Annotated in this window: 15 protein-coding genes; 9 read left to right on the top strand and 6 right to left on the bottom strand. The window is 64.2% G+C overall.

Going from position 1 to position 16899, the window contains the following annotated elements:
- Positions 1 to 3 precede the first annotated feature (3 nt).
- The 5 genes from GC088_RS03075 to GC088_RS03055 all read right to left on the bottom strand — a co-directional run bounded on the left by GC088_RS03075 (position 4) and on the right by GC088_RS03055 (position 4327).
- Positions 4 to 1248 carry an NAD(P)/FAD-dependent oxidoreductase gene (locus tag GC088_RS03075; protein WP_323960444.1) on the bottom strand — a complete coding sequence of 415 codons (1245 nt, stop codon included), beginning with the start codon at positions 1246 to 1248 and terminating at the stop codon, positions 4 to 6.
- 98 nt (positions 1249 to 1346) lie between these two features.
- The gene (locus tag GC088_RS03070) at positions 1347 to 2195 is read right to left on the bottom strand and encodes a substrate-binding periplasmic protein (protein ID WP_323960443.1); all 849 of its coding nucleotides are present in this window, start codon (positions 2193 to 2195) and stop codon (positions 1347 to 1349) included.
- A 61-nt stretch (positions 2196 to 2256) separates the two neighbouring features.
- Positions 2257 to 2922: an amino acid ABC transporter permease gene (locus tag GC088_RS03065; protein WP_323960442.1), complete on the bottom strand. Its 666-nt coding sequence runs from the start codon at positions 2920 to 2922 to the stop codon at positions 2257 to 2259.
- Positions 2919 to 3557 (bottom strand): amino acid ABC transporter permease, encoded by a 639-nt coding sequence (locus tag GC088_RS03060; protein WP_323960441.1) that lies wholly within the window; start codon positions 3555 to 3557, stop codon positions 2919 to 2921. Before GC088_RS03060 ends, GC088_RS03065 begins: the two co-directional genes overlap by 4 nt.
- 2 nt (positions 3558 to 3559) lie before the next feature.
- Positions 3560 to 4327, bottom strand: coding sequence for an amino acid ABC transporter ATP-binding protein (locus tag GC088_RS03055; RefSeq protein ID WP_323960440.1), 768 nt, complete (start codon positions 4325 to 4327; stop codon positions 3560 to 3562).
- 178 nt (positions 4328 to 4505) lie between these two features.
- Between GC088_RS03055 and GC088_RS03050 the strand changes: the two genes are divergently transcribed.
- Positions 4506 to 5198: a GntR family transcriptional regulator gene (locus GC088_RS03050; protein ID WP_323960439.1), complete on the top strand. Its 693-nt coding sequence runs from the start codon at positions 4506 to 4508 to the stop codon at positions 5196 to 5198.
- A 192-nt stretch (positions 5199 to 5390) separates the two neighbouring features.
- Positions 5391 to 6353 carry an ornithine cyclodeaminase family protein gene (locus GC088_RS03045; protein WP_323960438.1) on the top strand — a complete coding sequence of 321 codons (963 nt, stop codon included), beginning with the start codon at positions 5391 to 5393 and terminating at the stop codon, positions 6351 to 6353.
- A gap of 26 nt (positions 6354 to 6379) precedes the next feature.
- On the opposite strand, the gene GC088_RS03040 is transcribed toward GC088_RS03045, so the two are convergent.
- On the bottom strand, positions 6380 to 7306 hold the full coding sequence (locus GC088_RS03040; protein WP_323960437.1) for a LysR family transcriptional regulator: 927 nt from the start codon (positions 7304 to 7306) through the stop codon (positions 6380 to 6382).
- Positions 7307 to 7565: 259 nt separating this feature from the next.
- Here GC088_RS03040 and GC088_RS03035 point away from each other — a divergent pair, with 259 nt between their 5' ends.
- The 7 genes from GC088_RS03035 (at position 7566) to GC088_RS03005 (ending at position 16899) form a co-directional block, all read left to right on the top strand.
- Positions 7566 to 11141, top strand: a complete 3576-nt coding sequence (locus GC088_RS03035) for a proline dehydrogenase family protein (protein ID WP_323960436.1) — start codon at positions 7566 to 7568, stop codon at positions 11139 to 11141.
- Positions 11142 to 11303: 162 nt separating this feature from the next.
- Positions 11304 to 11561: a hypothetical protein gene (locus GC088_RS03030; protein ID WP_323960435.1), complete on the top strand. Its 258-nt coding sequence runs from the start codon at positions 11304 to 11306 to the stop codon at positions 11559 to 11561.
- A gap of 133 nt (positions 11562 to 11694) precedes the next feature.
- On the top strand, positions 11695 to 13380 hold the full coding sequence (locus tag GC088_RS03025) for a thiamine pyrophosphate-dependent enzyme (protein ID WP_323960434.1): 1686 nt from the start codon (positions 11695 to 11697) through the stop codon (positions 13378 to 13380).
- Positions 13381 to 13447: 67 nt separating this feature from the next.
- Positions 13448 to 14161, top strand: a complete 714-nt coding sequence (locus GC088_RS03020) for a GNAT family N-acetyltransferase (RefSeq protein WP_323960433.1) — start codon at positions 13448 to 13450, stop codon at positions 14159 to 14161.
- 22 nt (positions 14162 to 14183) lie between these two features.
- Positions 14184 to 15344, top strand: coding sequence for an MFS transporter (locus tag GC088_RS03015; protein WP_323960432.1), 1161 nt, complete (start codon positions 14184 to 14186; stop codon positions 15342 to 15344).
- A gap of 77 nt (positions 15345 to 15421) precedes the next feature.
- On the top strand, positions 15422 to 16132 hold the full coding sequence (locus GC088_RS03010; protein WP_323960431.1) for an HAD family hydrolase: 711 nt from the start codon (positions 15422 to 15424) through the stop codon (positions 16130 to 16132).
- Positions 16129 to 16899 (top strand): maleylpyruvate isomerase family mycothiol-dependent enzyme, encoded by a 771-nt coding sequence (locus tag GC088_RS03005; RefSeq protein ID WP_323960430.1) that lies wholly within the window; start codon positions 16129 to 16131, stop codon positions 16897 to 16899. The genes GC088_RS03010 and GC088_RS03005 overlap by 4 nt, the downstream gene beginning before the upstream one ends.

Below are 16899 nucleotides of genomic sequence, written 5' to 3'. Positions count from 1 at the left end.
ATCCTAGAGGCGGAATCGGGTAGCAGAGAGGCTGGCGAGGTGGCGCGACGCGGCTTCCCCGGTGGCCAGCTCGGCGATCAGCTTGCCCGTCGGCGGAGCCAGGCTCACGCCCAGCATCGCATGCCCGGTGGCGATGAGAACCTCGGGCCGCTTGCGTGAGGCGCCGATAATGGGAAGACCGTCCGGGGTCATGGGGCGAAGTCCGGTCCACGGTTGCGGTGGTGTGACCGCCGGAGGCCAGTCCTTAAAGTAACGGGGAAGGCTCTTGATGAGACCGTGGGCACGGACGGCACTGATTCGCTCGTCGATGCCGCCGAAGCCCATGGTTCCGGCGATGCGCACTTTGGTGTTCAACGGCGTGACTGCGACCTTGGCCTCAGCCAGGTACATGGGGCACTTCGGAGCATTGCCTTCCAGCGGCAGGTCGTAGCCGTACCCCTTGCCTGCAACAAGTGAGACTCGATCACCAATGCCTGCGAGGATGCCGTTCGTCCAGACGCCGGCCGCAACCACGATCCGATCAGCCTTAAGAGTCTCCCTTCCGACCAGAACCTCGGTCTTGCCGTGGTCACCGATGCGCAACGTAGCCCCGGAACCGGCCCTGATTTCGACGCCGTTCCGTCGGCATGCGCCCGCCAACCCGGATGTGAGGGTTGCGGGGTCGATGGACCGGTCACCGAGGGTCTGGAGTCCACCGGCGAGGCCCTCGCTCACGTTCGGGAATTCAGCAGCAAGGTCTTTGTCAGCAAGGGCCCGCCACTGGAAACCGGGAATGTACTCCTCCATGGTCTTGAGTTCCACCGCGTGCTTTTCCAGATTGCCCGCATGGGTGTACAGCATGGTCAATGGATCGCTGTGCGATTCGAAGGAGACTCCGTCCGCTGCCAGATCGTCGAAGAGCTGCAGCGTCTCACTGCTCAAATGGGCAAGAACCTTCAGCCCCGCCTCAAAGCGCTCCGTGGTGCAGTTGCGCAGCATCTCGAGCATGAAACCAACGAAGCGCGGGCTGAGGTTCGGCGTGACGTACAACGGGCTGTCGCGCCGCATCATCCACTTCAACGCCTGCGGCAGCATACCGGGGGCGGGCACCGGCACCGACATACTCGGCACAATCCACCCGGCATTGTGCGCTGACGCTTTGGACCCGGGCTCGGAAGCATCCAGCACCGTCACCGCGGCGCCGGCTTCCCGGAGATAGTAGGCGGCAGACAATCCGATTGCTCCGGCGCCGATTACGATGGTTCTCAATGATCTCAAGTCCTCTTGTCAGGGTGGCAAAGCAACACTTCCGGCGCGGGGAACAAGCCCGGCAGCGCGGGCTGCCGGGCCTTTCAAGGTGCCGGTTCCTACGGAATCAGGCGCGGTTCGCCCACCTCAGCAGAGCTGGCCGGCAAGCCGTTGGCTTCCAGAATCTCAACGAGCTGCCCGGACTCACGCATCTCCTCGATCGTGGTATCGAGCGCCTCACCGAGCTCCGCATTGTCCTTGGTGTAGGGGAATCCCGTCTGCGCCGGTTCCACCGTCGCCTGAACCTGGGGGTCCGGCTCCACCGTGGTCACCTTGAAACCCGAATCCTCGGGGAAGTTGAAGAGGGCCGTTCCGTAGGCGTCTACTCCGACGTCGATACGTCCGGACTCGAGGTCCTGCTTCAACTCCACGCTGGACGGATACACCTTCAGATCACCCCCGAGCATGGTCCTGAGGTCCTCCACCCACAGGTATCCATCAACGGTACCGACGCTCTTGCCCGCCAGATCCTGCACCTGCGTGATGCCGTCCGGCGAGATTACACCGAACTCGTCCAGGTAGATGGGCGCAGTCAGGTTGACGATTTCGCTTCGTGCCTCGGTGCGGTACCAGTCACCGACGGTGAGATCGATACGGTTGTTCTGGACCGAAGGAACGGCGGCGCTGTAAGCCAGTGGTACCGGCTTCACTTCGAGGCAGTTCGCGGCCGCGAACTCCTTGATGATGTCGACGTCGGCACCTGCCGGCTGCCCGTCTTCGGTGTAGCTGTAGGGCGGAATTTCCGTGATGCCGACGGTCAGCTGGCCCTCCTCGATGGTCGAGAACTGGTGCTTGGGCTCGCAGTCGCTGGCAACGGTCGATTCGGCTTCCCTGGCACACGCTGTGGCCGAGGCCGACAGGGCCAGCGCCAGGACGGCAACTGATACATTCCGTGCTGTGTTTTTCATGACGAGTTCCTAGGGTTTGTGGAGGGTGAAGGTTACTGAGAGTGATGTAGAGCCACGAGCGTCAGTGCACATGGGCCAGATGGCGTGACATGCGCTTTTCCATGCCGCCCACGAGCCACGACGCCGGGATGGTGATCACGGCGTACATGAGGCCGGCAAGTGAAAGGACGCTTAGGTAGTTGAACGTTGAGGAGCCGATGGAGTAGGCCTGGCTCAGGAGCTCCGGCACGGCGATGGTGAAGGTCAGGGAAGTCGCCTGGAAGATGATGATCGCGAAACCCATCAACGCCGGCAAAGCGATACGCAGACCCTGAGGAAGGACGACAAAGCGGAGGGTGTCCCGCGGGGATACGCCCAGCGTCTCGCACGCCTCGGTCTCGCCGGCGGGAACCGCCTGGAGTCCGGCTCGTAGGATCTCGCTGGTGTACGCCGCCGTCGTCAAAGCAAGCGCAACGCACGCCGACACGAAGGATGAGAGCGTGATCCCCGCACTGGGTAGCCCGAAGTAGAAGAGCTGCAGCACCACCAGGGCGGGTGCGCCTCGCCCAATTTCCACCACAGCGATGGAGATGATCCGAACCGCCCGGAGCCGGCTGCTCGTAAGCAGGGCAAGGACAAGGCCGAGCGGCAGGCCCGCAATCAGACTGATGGCTGTGATCTGCAGGCTGAGCAGAAGTCCGTTCAGCAGCGTCGGGAACCAGGCGGACCAGTCAGTGAGGAAGCTCATCGGGACACCTTCTTTCGGAGGGCGGAGTCAACCCTGCGGGCAAGGAGCGCCAGCGGAATGCTCAGTGCCAGGTAGACGAGGGCGGCGAAGATGTAGACGGTCAGCCCGCCCTCGTTCGAACGTGCATCCTGGGTGGTCAGGAATACGATCTCTGTAACGCCGATAGTGGAGGCAATCGAGGAATCCTTGATCAAGCTGATCCCATAAGATGTCATGGACGGAACGGAAACCCTGAACGCCTGCGGTCCGATAATGCGGCTGAAAATGGGCCACCGGCCGACGCCCAGGGCGCTTCCCGCTTCCCACTGCCCGCTGTGCACGGCGGAGATTCCTCCGCGGTAGATTTCCGCTATATAGGCGGCGGAGATAAGGCCAAGCCCGACGACGGCGGCGCTGATTGCGTCGAATTGGAACGCCCCGATGCTCACACCGAAATAGATAACGAAGAGCCAAACCACCGCGGGGATGCCGCGGAGGAGATCGACGAGCGCCCGGCAGACAAACTGGATCACAATCTGGCGGGAGCGCAGTCCGAGAACCAGTGGGATGCCCCCGATTGCTCCGATGAGCAGAGAGGAGAAAGTGATTAGCAGCGTGAGCGGAACACCCAGCAGAACGGCCTGCAGATGTTCCATGCCTACCGTCCCACCACGGCGCGCAGGAAAAGTTTGGTGCGGGGATGCTCGGGCTCGGACATGATCTTGTGCGGATCACCCTGTTCGATGATGGCTCCATCAGCCATGACGACCAGTCGATCGGAAACGTCCCGTGCGAAGGCCATCTCGTGTGTGACGACGATCATGGTCATACCCTCTTTGGCAAGCTCCTTCATCACAGCCAGCACCTCAAGCCCCACCTCCGGGTCAAGGGCGGAAGTGGGCTCATCAAACAGCATCACTTCCGGGTCCATTGCCAACGCCCGGGCGATGGCAATTCGCTGCTGCTGGCCGCCCGAACACCGTGCCGGGTAGGAATCCGCGAAGTCCGCAAGGCCGACTCGATCAAGTAGCGCCATGGAGCGCTCGTCAGCCTCCGCCTTGCTGCGCTTCAGCACCCGTTGCTGGGCGAAGGACACATTCTGCAGGACTGACATATGCGGAAAGAGATTGAAGTGCTGAAAAACCATTCCGGCTTTTCGCCGCAGTGACTCGATCTCCTTCGCAGAGGTCTTCCTTCCCGCGGAGATTGTCTTTCCGCCGATCGTGATCTCACCCTGGTCCGGACGTTCGAGCATGTTGATGCACCGTAGAAGCGTGCTCTTGCCGGCACCGCTGGGCCCGATCATGGCAGTTACTTCTCCAAGGGGGACATCCAGGTCGACGGACTGAAAGACCACCTTGTCGCCATAGCTCTTTGAAACTCCCCTGAGGCTAACCATCTGCGTTGGCAGGGTGGAGATTGCCATTGAAACTCCTCTGATCGGGATCCGCCACGGTGTGACGTACATCTCTTGCCGAAGAGCATAGCACCAAATGCGGTGTGATACCTTACTGAGCATAATTTTGCTTCGGCCCTTCAATGCTGTGCTGAGTGCCGTACGCTGAAACCGGGTATAGATTCCGGCATGCCAATAGGAGGACTCGGTGGGCACAGCACTCACATGGAACGACTCTCAGGATGAAGCCGTTGCGACGCAGAGCTTCCGAGAGCAGGCAGTCCGCATCATCCGCTCCCAGATCGTCTCCGGACGCCTCGAACCCGGCTCCATGCACTCCATCGGGGCTATCGCCGAGAAGTTGAATGTTTCAATCACCCCTGTGCGGGAGGCTCTGCGCGACCTGGCCAAAGAGGGCTTGATAGAGATGAAGCGCAACCGGGGGTTCCTGGTCCGCCAACCCTCGAACAAGGAACTCGACGACATTGTGCAGATTCGCTCCATGATCGAGGTCTCGTCCGTCCGGGAAATTACCGAGCGATCCTTGATCACCGATTTCACTACGGTTCGGCAGCTCTGCCGCCGCACTGATGCCTATGCTGCCGCAGGACAGTGGGAAGAATTCATCGAAGCCGACCGTGAGTTCCACCTCACGATCCTTAGCGCTCTCAACAACTCCAAGCTCCTAGAAGTTGTCGGCTCCCTGCGCGACCAGAGCCGCCTGCTCGGCCTGAACCACCTCGCCGGCACTGAACTGTTCCTTGAATCAACAAAGGAACATTCACTCCTCCTCGACGCAATGGAGGCCGGCGACGCCGGTCGCGCTGAAGAGATCATGGCCAGCCATATGCGCCACGTTCGGGGGATCTGGGCGGGGCTTGACGAGCCGTCGGACCAGTAACCCGGCCTTTCCACTAGCGGCTATGTCCCTTCACGGCCATTCAATGAGCCGGGCACGTGTCGCGCCTTGCGGGAACCACTAGCGTCGCGGAACTCTTGGCTCTATCTTTGGGTGTAATACCTTACCGTCGATACCGGGGAAGATACCCGACTCTACGATCGAACGGTTCCCACATGAATTGCGGTACCCATCGTGCAACTCGAGTTCATTACCGAACCTGTCATCCTCCAACTCCTCACCCCGGCGAGGGCCACGGCCGCCATCACAGACGCGCTGGTCAGCGGACTGGATCCGGCCAGCGACACCGCGCGAGGCGTCCTTCCCCTGTCTGCCGGGCAGTTCCTCATCATGCCGGCTGAAGCCGCCTCGCATGCCGGAGTCAAGGTCGCCACAGTTGCGCCCGACAATCCAAACCGGGGTCTGGCCAGGATCCAGGCGCTCTACCTGCTGTTCGACGCTGCTACCCTCACGCCGCAGGCGGTCCTGGATGGAACCGCACTCACGACTCTCCGCACGCCGGCCGTGTCAATCGCCGCAATCCTGCCGGTGCTTACCCAGCGTTCCACCCCGCTGAAGCTTGCCGTCTTCGGAGCCGGCCAGCAGGGCGTTGGGCATGTGGAGACCATCTCCGGAGTGATGGAGGGGCAGCGGAAAATCGACAGCGTTACCTACATCGTGCGCAATCCCCAGCGCGTCAACGTACCACCGTCGGCGGCAGGCGAGGTGGTCGCGCTGGGGTCGCCGGCCGCAGCATCGGCAGTTGCTGCTGCCGACGTCGTTGTGTGTGCCACCTCCGCGAGCGAACCGCTGTTCGACTCGGACGTCCTTCGACCGGATGCCATCGTCGTCGCGGTGGGTTCCCACGAACCCCACGTCCGCGAAGTGGATGCAGCGCTCTGCGGCCGCGCCCAGGTGGTCGTGGAAGACGTCTCCGCAGCCTTGCGGGAATCCGGAGACGTCATCCTGGCCATTGAGGAAGGCACGCTGGACCAAGCGGACCTTATTCCCATGAAGGAAGTGGTCCGCGGGAACATCGCACTGGACCCTCAGCGCCTGGTCCTGTTCAAGAGTTCGGGCATGTCATGGGAGGACCTCGTCATTGCGAGGGCGGTAGTGCAGGCGGCGGAGAGCAACATCCTCACGCAGCAACGCTGAACCGGCCTTCGGACCCGACCACCGACTCACGTGGGGGCATCAAGACCGAGCGCCGCCGCCTCTTCCTTCAGGGCTTGCCGGATCGCCGCGATGGCCGGCTCACCGGCGCTGGAGCGGCGTGCGGCCGTGAAGATGGTGCGGTGTGGCCGCCCGTCCAACGCCACCAGACGAGAACGCTGTTCCCGCTGGCTCCACACCAGTTGCGGCAGCAGCGCCACGGCGTTGCCGGACTCGACCAGACGAACGTGCGTCTGCAAATCCGCACTTTCGAAGCGCACATCCGGCTCGAAACCGGCCAGGCGGCACAACTGCTCCGCCCAGTGCCTGGAGGCGGCTCCGTGCGGCTCCATAACCCAGGGCAGTCCGGCCGCGTCCTGCAACTGGTGAACGTGGTGAAAGTCCTCCGGTGCCGCCGTTAGATCGGTCGGCACCACGAGCTGTACCTCGTCACGCGTCAGCAGGTCACGGTCCAGGCTTTCGTAATGTGGCGCAGCGTGTCCGGGGTACTGCTCCGCCACCACAAGGTCGAAGTTACGTGCCCAGGTCTCATGCAGCGCTGTCTCCGGTTCATGCTGAACCATCTTCACCTGCACGAGCGGATGCGTCTCCCGCAGGGCGCGCAGCATGTTCGGTATGAGGGCCAGCGCTGCTGTCTGGAAAACAGCCAGTCGGACCGTGCCCGAAACCACCGGCCGGGTAACCGCCAGGGCCGCTTCGGCGCGCTCAAGACCATCAAGGAGTTCCTCAGCATGCTCCACGAGAACCAGTGCGTGCGCAGTGAGCTGCAAGCGCCGCCCACTCTTCCGGAACAGGGTCACCCTTGCCTCCCGTTCGAGCAGGGAAAGCTGCTGGGAAACGGAAGAAGGGCTATAGCGAAGCGCCGCCGCGACCTCGGCTATAGTGCCGCGGATGCTGAGCTCCCGCAGGAGCCTCAGCCTGTGAATATCGAGCATGCCAACCATTCGATTTTTCCGAAGCTTAACTTTCGGAAAACGTTGCTTTTCCTAAAAATGACGCAGCCCCATACTGAAAGTCAAGCCACTCGCAGACCGCCGAAGACGACGGCTTGCGCGACGCCCCCGGTTCATCGAATCGGGATGGCTCCCTCCCCATAAGAACAGCCTGACTTTGCCTGCTCGGCAGGGTCGACGCTTACCCCCACCCACCCTCACTCGGCCCTGCGCCGAGACCCATTTCGAGGAGTACCACCATATGACCGCTGTAACCGGGACCAGCACCGACCTGGTCCGCCCAGGCGACCTTGCAGAGGAAGCCATCGCCCTGGTCCGGCGCTGGCTGGCTGAGGGAGCCAAGGTCCCCGTAGACGCGGCTGCCACCCAATTGGCCGGCGTCCTGAAGGACCCCCAGGGTCTGGATTTCACCGTCGGATTTGTCGACGGCGTCATCCGGCCCGAGGATAAGGCCGTCGCAGCACGCAACCTCAAAGTCCTGGCACCGAAGGTTCCGTCCTTCCTGCCCTGGTACATGAAGTCGGCGGTTGCTGTCGGCGGCTACATGGCTCCGGTGCTTCCCGGCGTCGTCATCCCGGTTGCCCGGAAGGTGCTGCGCGAGATGGTGGGCCACCTCATCGTCGACGCGACCGACACCAAACTCGGCCGCTCCATCGCCAGGATCCGGAAGGACGGCATCCGGCTCAACGTCAACCTGCTCGGCGAAGCCATCCTCGGTGAAGGGGAGGCATCGCGCCGGCTCGAAGGCACCCGAAAACTCCTGGCCCGACCCGACGTCGACTACGTCTCCATCAAAGTCTCCTCCACGGTTGCACCACACAACCACTGGGCCTTCGACGAGGCCGTCACGCACATTGTGGAGCGGCTCGCCCCGCTCTACGAGCTCGCCGTGTCATCCACTCCCCGGAAGTTCATCAACCTGGACATGGAGGAGTACAAGGACCTCGATCTGACCATCGCAGTGTTCACCCGCCTGCTCGACCTGCCGCAGTTCCGTGAGCTCGAGGCCGGAATCGTGCTGCAGGCTTACCTTCCCGATGCACTGGGGGCCATGATCGGGCTCCAGGACTGGGCGGCAGCCCGTGTCGCGGCCGGCGGTGCGCCCATCAAGGTGCGCGTGGTCAAGGGCGCCAACCTGCCGATGGAACAGGTCGACGCCGACATCCACGGCTGGCCGCTTGCGACGTGGGGTTCGAAGCAGGATTCGGACACCTCCTACAAGGCCGTGATCGACTATTCGCTTACCCCTGAGCGCACCCGTAACGTGCGTATCGGTGTCGCCGGGCACAACCTGTTCGACATCGCGCTGGCCCACCTGCTGGGCAAGGCCCGAGGCATCACCGCGGGCATCGAGTATGAAATGCTCCTCGGCATGGCAACCGGGCAGGCCGAAGCCGTCAAGCGCGACGTCGGTTCGCTGCTGCTCTATACGCCGGTGGTGCACCCGCGCGAGTTCGACGTCGCGATCGCCTACCTGATCCGCCGCCTCGAAGAGGGCGCAAGCTCCGAAAACTTCATGTCCGCCGTGTTCGAGCTGGACAAGAACGAAGCCCTGTTCGAGCGCGAGAAGCAGCGTTTCCTCGCATCGCTCCACGCCCTGACGGACACCGTGCCCGGGCCGAACAGGGTTCAGGACCGGACCCGCTTCGACGCGGAGGCGGCCTTGATTGAAGAGCTGCACCGGGCAGACCTCGGCGATGGCGGCTCAGGCTACGGCGGCCCCACTGTCAGTTTCGAAAACACGCCGGACACGGACCCCGATCTCCCCGGCAACCGCGCCTGGGGCAGGGCGATCCTCGACCGGGTTCCCTCCTCGACCCTCGGACAGGAAACAGCCCAGGCATTTGAGCTCCACACCTCCGAACAACTCAAGGCAACCGTCAGGACGGCCGTCGAGTCCGGTACGGCCTGGGGCTCCCTGACAGGAGCGGAGCGGGCCGCAGTACTGCACCGCGCAGGCGTCAGGCTGGAGGCGCGCCGTGCCCAGCTGCTAGAAGTCATGGCATCCGAATGCGGCAAGACGCTCGACCAGGGCGACCCCGAAGTTTCAGAGGCAATCGACTTCGCCCACTACTACGCCGAACTGGCCAAGGAACTGGACGCAGTCGACGGCGCACAGTTCGTCCCCTCGAAACTCACCGTGGTCACTCCCCCGTGGAACTTCCCGGTCGCCATCCCTGCCGGCTCGGTCCTCGCGGCCCTCGCCGCGGGCTCCGCCGTCATCATCAAGCCCGCACGGCAGGCACGCCGCAGCGGTGCCGTGATGGTTGAAGCACTCTGGGAGGCCCTGGATGAGGCCGGGATCGACCGCAGCGTGCTGCAGTACGTCCAGCTGGCCAAGCGGGAACTGGGAACGGAACTGGTCTCCGATCCGGCAGTGGACCGGCTCATCCTGACCGGCGGCTACGAAACGGCCGAGCTGTTCCGCTCCTTCCGCAAGGACCTGCCCCTGCTGGCCGAAACCAGTGGCAAGAACGCCATCATCGTGACCCCGAGCGCCGACCTGGATCTTGCCGCGCGCGATGTAGTGCAGTCGGCCTTCGGGCACGCCGGCCAGAAGTGCTCGGCAGCCTCGCTGGTCATCCTCGTGGGGTCCGTTGCCACGTCACGACGCTTCAACCAGCAGCTCGTCGACGCCGCACGCTCCCTCAAGGTCGGCTACCCCGTTGACCCGCAGACCCAGATGGGCCCGATCATTGAACCGGCCAACGGGAAGCTGCTCGGCGGCCTGACCGAACTCGGCGCCGGAGAGTCCTGGGTACTCGAACCCCGCAAACTGGACGACAGCGGGAAGCTGTGGAGCCCCGGAATCCGCACGGGCGTGCAGCGCGGCAGCGAATACCACAAGACCGAGTACTTCGGACCGATCCTTGGCGTCATGACCGCCGCCTCGCTCGAGGAAGCCGTCGGGATCGTCAATGACATCGACTATGGGCTCACCTCGGGCCTGCATTCCCTCGACCCCGTCGAGCTGAAGTACTGGCTCGAGAACGTCCAGGCCGGCAACCTCTACATCAACCGCGGAATCACCGGAGCCATCGTGCGCCGTCAGCCCTTCGGCGGCTGGAAGAAGTCAGCAGTCGGCGCCGGCACCAAGGCCGGCGGGCCGAACTACCTCGTAGGCCTCGGCGAATGGCAGGATGCGCCCCTGAAGGTGACCGCCGGCGTCGGACTGGGTGACCCGGCACGCCGCATGATGGCGGCCGCAGAGGAAACCGGCACGGGCATCATCCCTACTGCCGACCTGGCCTGGCTGGAATCTGCGCTGACATCCGATGCGGACGCTTGGCACGCCGAGTTCGGCGTCGCTCGGGATGTGTCCGGACTGCAGGCCGAGCGCAACGTCTTCCGTTACCGGCCGCTGCCGGTAACGATACGGTACGAGGCCGCTACCTCCGGGCATGGTGTCGCTGAACTGCTCCGCGTAGTCTCGGCCGGCATCACCGCCTGGAATGGAAGTCCGGCTGCGAATTCGCTGACGGTCAGCACCCCTGAGAAGCTGGCCGCTCCAATCACCCGGGCACTGCGGGAATACGGGGTGTTGGTCGAGGTGGAGAACGCGGACGCCTGGACTGCACGCGTGAACCGCTACGCGGCCAGGACCGGACCGGAGTCCGGCGTACGCATCCGCCTCGTCGGCGCCCCCGTCTCCACCACCTCAGAAGCCGCCAACGGCAAGCCGGACGTCGCCCTCTACGCGAACGACGTCGTCGCGGCCGGCCGCGTGGAACTGCTCACCTTCCTGCAGGAACAGGCAGTGTCCATCACCGCCCACCGGTTCGGCACACCGAACCACCTCTCCCAGGGACTCATCTAACCGAAACGTACCGGCAGGGCGCGTCAGGCAACAGCACTGGCGTAGCCCTGCCGGGCGGGCCCGCCGCGCCGTCCACCCCACGGTGCGGGCGGACCAGTCCACCGTCCAGCGCCTCAACCCAACCTCTCCACCATGGGATCCACGCACACCAGGGGTACCACCATGAGAAAACGCATTTCCCACACCGAATCTCCCCGCATCTACCGCGCAAGCCGCGCACGCACCGGCGAACATTGTCCGCTGGACGGCTGGTGGTCGCCGGACGGCGGACAGAAAGGCGAACAGTTCATCGCGAAGGGCAACATGATGCCTGCAGAGAACGGCAAGCCCATCACCTGGAAGCTCATCGCAGCGGAGCAACGTTCGCGCAGACCGAAGTACCCGCTTCCGGCACCGGGAGGCTTCCTTGACAACTTCTAGCCCCGCCCGAACCGCCCAATCAAACAGCCGCCCATCCCCGTGCGAAGAGGACTGCCTCTTCTGCGACGGCCCGGAAACCGACTGACAACCAACACATCCCGGCAATCCAGCACAACCATGAGAAAGAAGAGAAGTGACAACGAAGTCGGCTTCACTCGCAACATCGCCCACCGTTCTTCCACCGGCCCCCACCAGATCCGCAGGGCACATCATCGTTGATTCGCTGGTCGCCCACGGCGTCAAGCGCACATACGTGGTTCCGGGCGAGAGCTTCCTCGAAGTCCTTGACGGTCTCCACGATTCGCCCATCGACACGGTCGTTTGCAGGCATGAGGGCGGTGCCGCCTACATGGCCGAGGCTGACGGCAAGATGAAGCAACTGCCCGGAGTTGCCATGGTCACGCGCGGCCCGGGTGCCGCCAACGCGCACGTCGGGCTGCACACCGCCTGGCAGGACTCCACGCCCCTGGTCCTGTTCGTCGGCCTTATCCCCTTTGCACACCGCGACCGCGAAGCTTTCCAGGAATTCGACATCAAAGGCTGGTTCGACACCGGCGCCAAGCGCGTCATGGTGCTCGACCGCGCCGAACGAGCCTCCGAAATCGTCGCCGAAGCCATGTTCTCAGCGATGAGCGGCCGGCCGGGACCCGTCGTCGTCGGCCTCCCCGAGGACGTGATCCGAGAGCACATCGACCCGGAACTCCACCCGGCCATACGCATCGCCTCCGGTGGCATGAGCGCAGCCGATGCCGAGGCCCTCGCTAGCGCTTTGGCTGCGGCGTCGAAGCCGTTGTTCGTCACGGGCGGCAACGACTGGACGCAGGCCGGAGCGTACGAGTTAACCGGCTGGCTCGAAAAGCACCATCTTCCGGCGGCCGCAGAATGGCGGACCCAGGGCACCGTCCCCTTTGACTCCCCTTCCTACGTAGGCCCGATTGGTTACGGCCGGCCACGACCCACCTACGACCTCCTTGAGGAAACCGACCTCCTCGTCTTCGTGGGAACGGTGCCGGGCGATGTCATCACCAACGGCTTCGTCTGCCGGCAGGATTGGAACAAGAGAAACTTCCTGGTCAGCATGGACCCGTCCCTACGCGGTCGCTCCGGCCCGGTCTCATGGCAGATCCTGGCCAAGCCGGACGTCTTCGTCCGTGACCTCGTCACGCTTAGCCTGCCGGTGAAAGAGGAGTGGAAGGCCTGGACTTCCCGGATGCGCGGCGAGCAGGAGAAGTTTGCCGCGCTGCCCACGCTCCCTCCCGCCGGCGGCCCGGCGCGCATGGACTCACTGATGGCCGCCCTCGTTCCAACCCTGCCCGAAGACGCCATGGTCACCTTCGGCGCCGGTGAACACACCAACTGGGCGCACCGATACTTCCCAACCCGTCGCTACGCCTCGATGATCAGTGCCCGCAACGGCTCCATGGGTTACTCGGTGCCCTCGGCCATCGCAGCATCCCTCGACTCCCCAGGGCGGCGTGTCGTCACCATTGCCGGGGACGGAGAGTTCCTGATGAACGGGCAGGAACTCGCCACGGCCGCCCAGTACGGGGCAACACCTCTGGTGGTGGTCATGGACAACCAGGAATACGGAACTATCCGCAGCCACCAGGAGCGCCACTATCCGCACCGCGTCTCAGGCACCCAACTCAAGAACCCGGACTTCGCCCTCATGGCACGGGCGTTCGGCGGGTTCGGCGTGCGCGTTGAAAGGGATGAGGACATTCCGGACGCGCTCTCAGCGGCCCTAGCTGCCATTGACGAAGACCACGTTTTCGCACTCATCCACCTCATCGTTGAACAGCGGGTGAAGGCGTATTGAGTCTGCAGAACCGGCAACGCCGGTAAGATTTCTCTCGCTGATACTGCACCTTTGAGGAAGAGAATCGATGTCCGGGCGACTGAATGAATACGGCCAACCGATCGGGCAGCCGCTACCCGAGTGGACCTCTCGTCCCGCGCCGGAACGAACCATCTTTGAGGGCGAATTCTGTCGACTTGAACCTCTGGACGCCGACTCTCATGCGGCAGACCTCTACTCCGCCTACTCCCTTGCTACCGATGACCGGGACTGGACGTATCTGCCGTCCGGTCCCTTCGATAGCCCTGGGAGTCATCGACACTACGTGTCCTCCAGCACACAGGCTGACGACCCCCTGCACTACGCGGTCATCGATCTGGGTACCGGCAGGGCGGTGGGAACCCTTGCGCTGATGCGGCAGGATCAGTCGAACGGCGTGATTGAAGTAGGACACGTGACGTTCTCACCTGCGCTGAAGAGAACCCCGCTGTCCACCGAAGCTCATTACCTGTTGATGTCCTACATTTTCGACGAGCTTGGTTATCGTCGCTACGAATGGAAATGCGACAGCCTCAATGACCCCTCCCGGAAGGCGGCAGAGCGGCTCGGCTTCACCTTCGAAGGAATCTTCCGACAGGCGACGGTCTACAAGGGTCGGAGCCGGGACACCGCCTGGTATTCCGTCATCGACTCCGAATGGCCCGAACTAAAAAGGGCGTTTCAGGCCTGGCTCGCACCCGGCAACTTCGACGAGGGGGGCCACCAGCGGCAGTCTCTGGCGAGCCTGCGCCGACGTGGTTGATCAGGCAGCAACACTACGCACGATGCGGTTCGGAGCGGCCCTCCTCGGCGTCCTGCTCATCGCCGTGAACCTGCGGGTGGGCTTCGTCATCGCCGGCCCGGTGATCCCCGACATCAGCGCCGAGTTCCGCTGGTCCGCGAGCACCGCGGGGCTGCTGACGGGGCTTCCCCTGATCTCGTTCGCTGTCTTCTCCCCGATGGCTCCGGGGCTCGCACGTCGGTTCGGCCTTGACCGCGCACTGGTCATGGCGCTCCTGCTCATTGCAGTAGGAATTCTCGGCCGTTCCATCCCGGTGGAAGCCGCCGTGTGGATCGGTACCGTGCTCATCGGAACCGGCATCGCCTTCCTGAATGTCCTGCTCCCTTCGCTGGTCAAGAGGGACCTTCCTCTGCGGGTCGGTTCGGTGACCGGCCTCTATACCGCCGCCCAGGGGGCCGTCGCCGCTGCCGGTGCCGCCGTCGTCGTACCCCTCGCGAATGCCAGCGCCTACGGCTGGCGGCTCGCGCTGGGGATCTGGGCGGGGCTGGCGCTGATCGCGTTGGCCATCCTGCTTCCAAAGCTTCGGTCCCGCAATCGCGTTGCAGCGACAGTCGACGGGCCTGCCGGGAGGCTGCGTTCCCCATGGAAGTCGGCGCTGGGCTGGCAGGTGACGCTTTTCATGGGGCTGCAGTCGCTTGCGTTCTTCGTTCTGATCGCGTGGCTGCCCAGCATCGAGCGTGAGCTGGGTATCCCTGCGGAAACCACTGGCCTGCACACCTCCGTGTTCCTGATGGTCGGCGTGCTGGCCAGCCTGGTCGCCGGCACGGTGATGCAGCACGCGTCGGATCAGCGGCCGATTGCTCTTGGCAGCAGCGTGCTCGCATTCCTCGCCTACGCGGGCCTCGCTATCGCACCGCAGCTCACCCTGCTGTGGGTGGTGGTGGGAGCCGTGGGCTGCGGAAGTCTCATCGTCATCGCGCTGTCACTGTTCAGCCTCCGCACCGGGAACCACGAGCAGGCCGCCTCGCTCTCCGGAATGGCACAGTCCGTAGGGTACGGGATCGCGGCGGTGGGCCCGGTGGTGTTCGGCGCCCTCCGCGACCTCACCGGCAGCTGGACATTCCCCCTCAGTGCCGCGGCCGCGCTCATGCTCGCCCTGTGCGCAACGGCCGTACTCTCCGCGCGTAACCGGCTGATCGGCTGACACCACCGCTCGACAGCGGCTTCCTCCTGAGACAGGCTAGGTTAGCCGGATCTACCACCTCACGAGAGAGGCAGCACATGGCGGAACATTCCGACGGCGCCATCCGCGGCATCCTGTTCGACGTCGACGGCACCCTGGTCGACACCAACTACCTCCACACGCTCGCCTGGTGGCAGGCCTTCCGCCGCTTCGGCCACGACGTGCCCATGGCCTCCATCCACCGAACCATCGGTATGGGCGGCAGCACCCTGATTGAGCACCTCATCGGCGAAGACCGCGACACCGACCAGGACGAGACCCTGAAGGACACCCACGGCGCGCTCTTCTCCGCCCAGTGGCCTGCCCTTCGCGCGTTCGACGGCGCCGCCGACCTGCTGCGGCACAGCGCGCAGCAGGGACTCGCCGTCGTACTGGCCACCTCCGCTTCGGAGGAGGAACTGCGCGTGCTACGCCAGGTGATCGACGCCGACGACGCCATCACCGGCGCGACCAACGCCACCGACACGGGCATCAGCAAACCCGCGCCCGACATCCTCGAGGCGGCAATGAAGGTCGCCGACCTGACACCCCAGGACACGCTCTTCATCGGCGATGCGGTCTGGGACGTGATTGCGGCCAACAAGCTGGGCATCCCCACCATCTGCGTGACGACCGGCGGCACCAGCGAGGCCGAGCTCCGCGAAGCCGGCGCCGTCGAGGTGTATAAAGACGTTCGGACGCTCCTCAACGCCGCCGCGGCCGGGAAGCTCCACGGCCTTCAGCACCGTTCGGAAGGGAACAACCGGTGACCGACTACGCCTACGCACTCGGGCTTGATCAGTACCGCACCTACCTGGACAAGGACTTCGGGCGCATGCTCGAGCTCACCCGTTCGGCACAGAACGACGGCGCGCTCTCATCCCGTGTGCCCTCCTGCCCCGGGTGGGACATCGAGGAACTGGTTCGCCACACCGCGCTGCTCTACCTGCAGAAGGCGGAGGTGGTTCGGACGGGCGTGAAGCCGACCGGGCGGTGGATTCCGGAGGACGTCCTCGCCCTTGATCCTGCCGCCCAGCTGGAGCTCGGTTACAGCCGCCTGACCGGCGAGTTCGATTCGCACCAGCCCTCCGATCCCGCCGAATCCTGGATGCCCGACGACCAGACCGTGAGCTTCTGGATCCGCCGCCTGACCCACGAAACCGCAATTCACCGCTACGACCTTGAGACCGCGGTCGACGACGTGCACCCCATCGACCGCGAACTCGCAATCGACGGCATCGACGAGGTACTCACCGTCATGTTCCAGCGTGGACGATCGGCCCGCGGCTCCGAACCCAACCCGGAGGGCATCACCGGAAGCGTGGTCCTGGAAAGCGGCGGACAACGCTGGTTCGTGGGACTGCTCCCGCACGACATCGAGGTTGCCACCGAGGCCGGCGACGAACCCGACGCTGTTGTCAGCGGCGACCCCTCCGAGGTTCTGCTGTGGCTGTGGGGCCGGGGTGCTCTTCCGGCGGACATGGTTCAGCAGCCCGCCGCAGCAGAATTACGACGGCGCGTGGCCGCCACCACCTGA

The organism is Arthrobacter sp. JZ12, from assembly GCF_035189165.1.
GTDB lineage: Bacteria > Actinomycetota > Actinomycetes > Actinomycetales > Micrococcaceae > Arthrobacter_D.
This window is presented reverse-complemented; position numbering and strand designations above follow the sequence as displayed.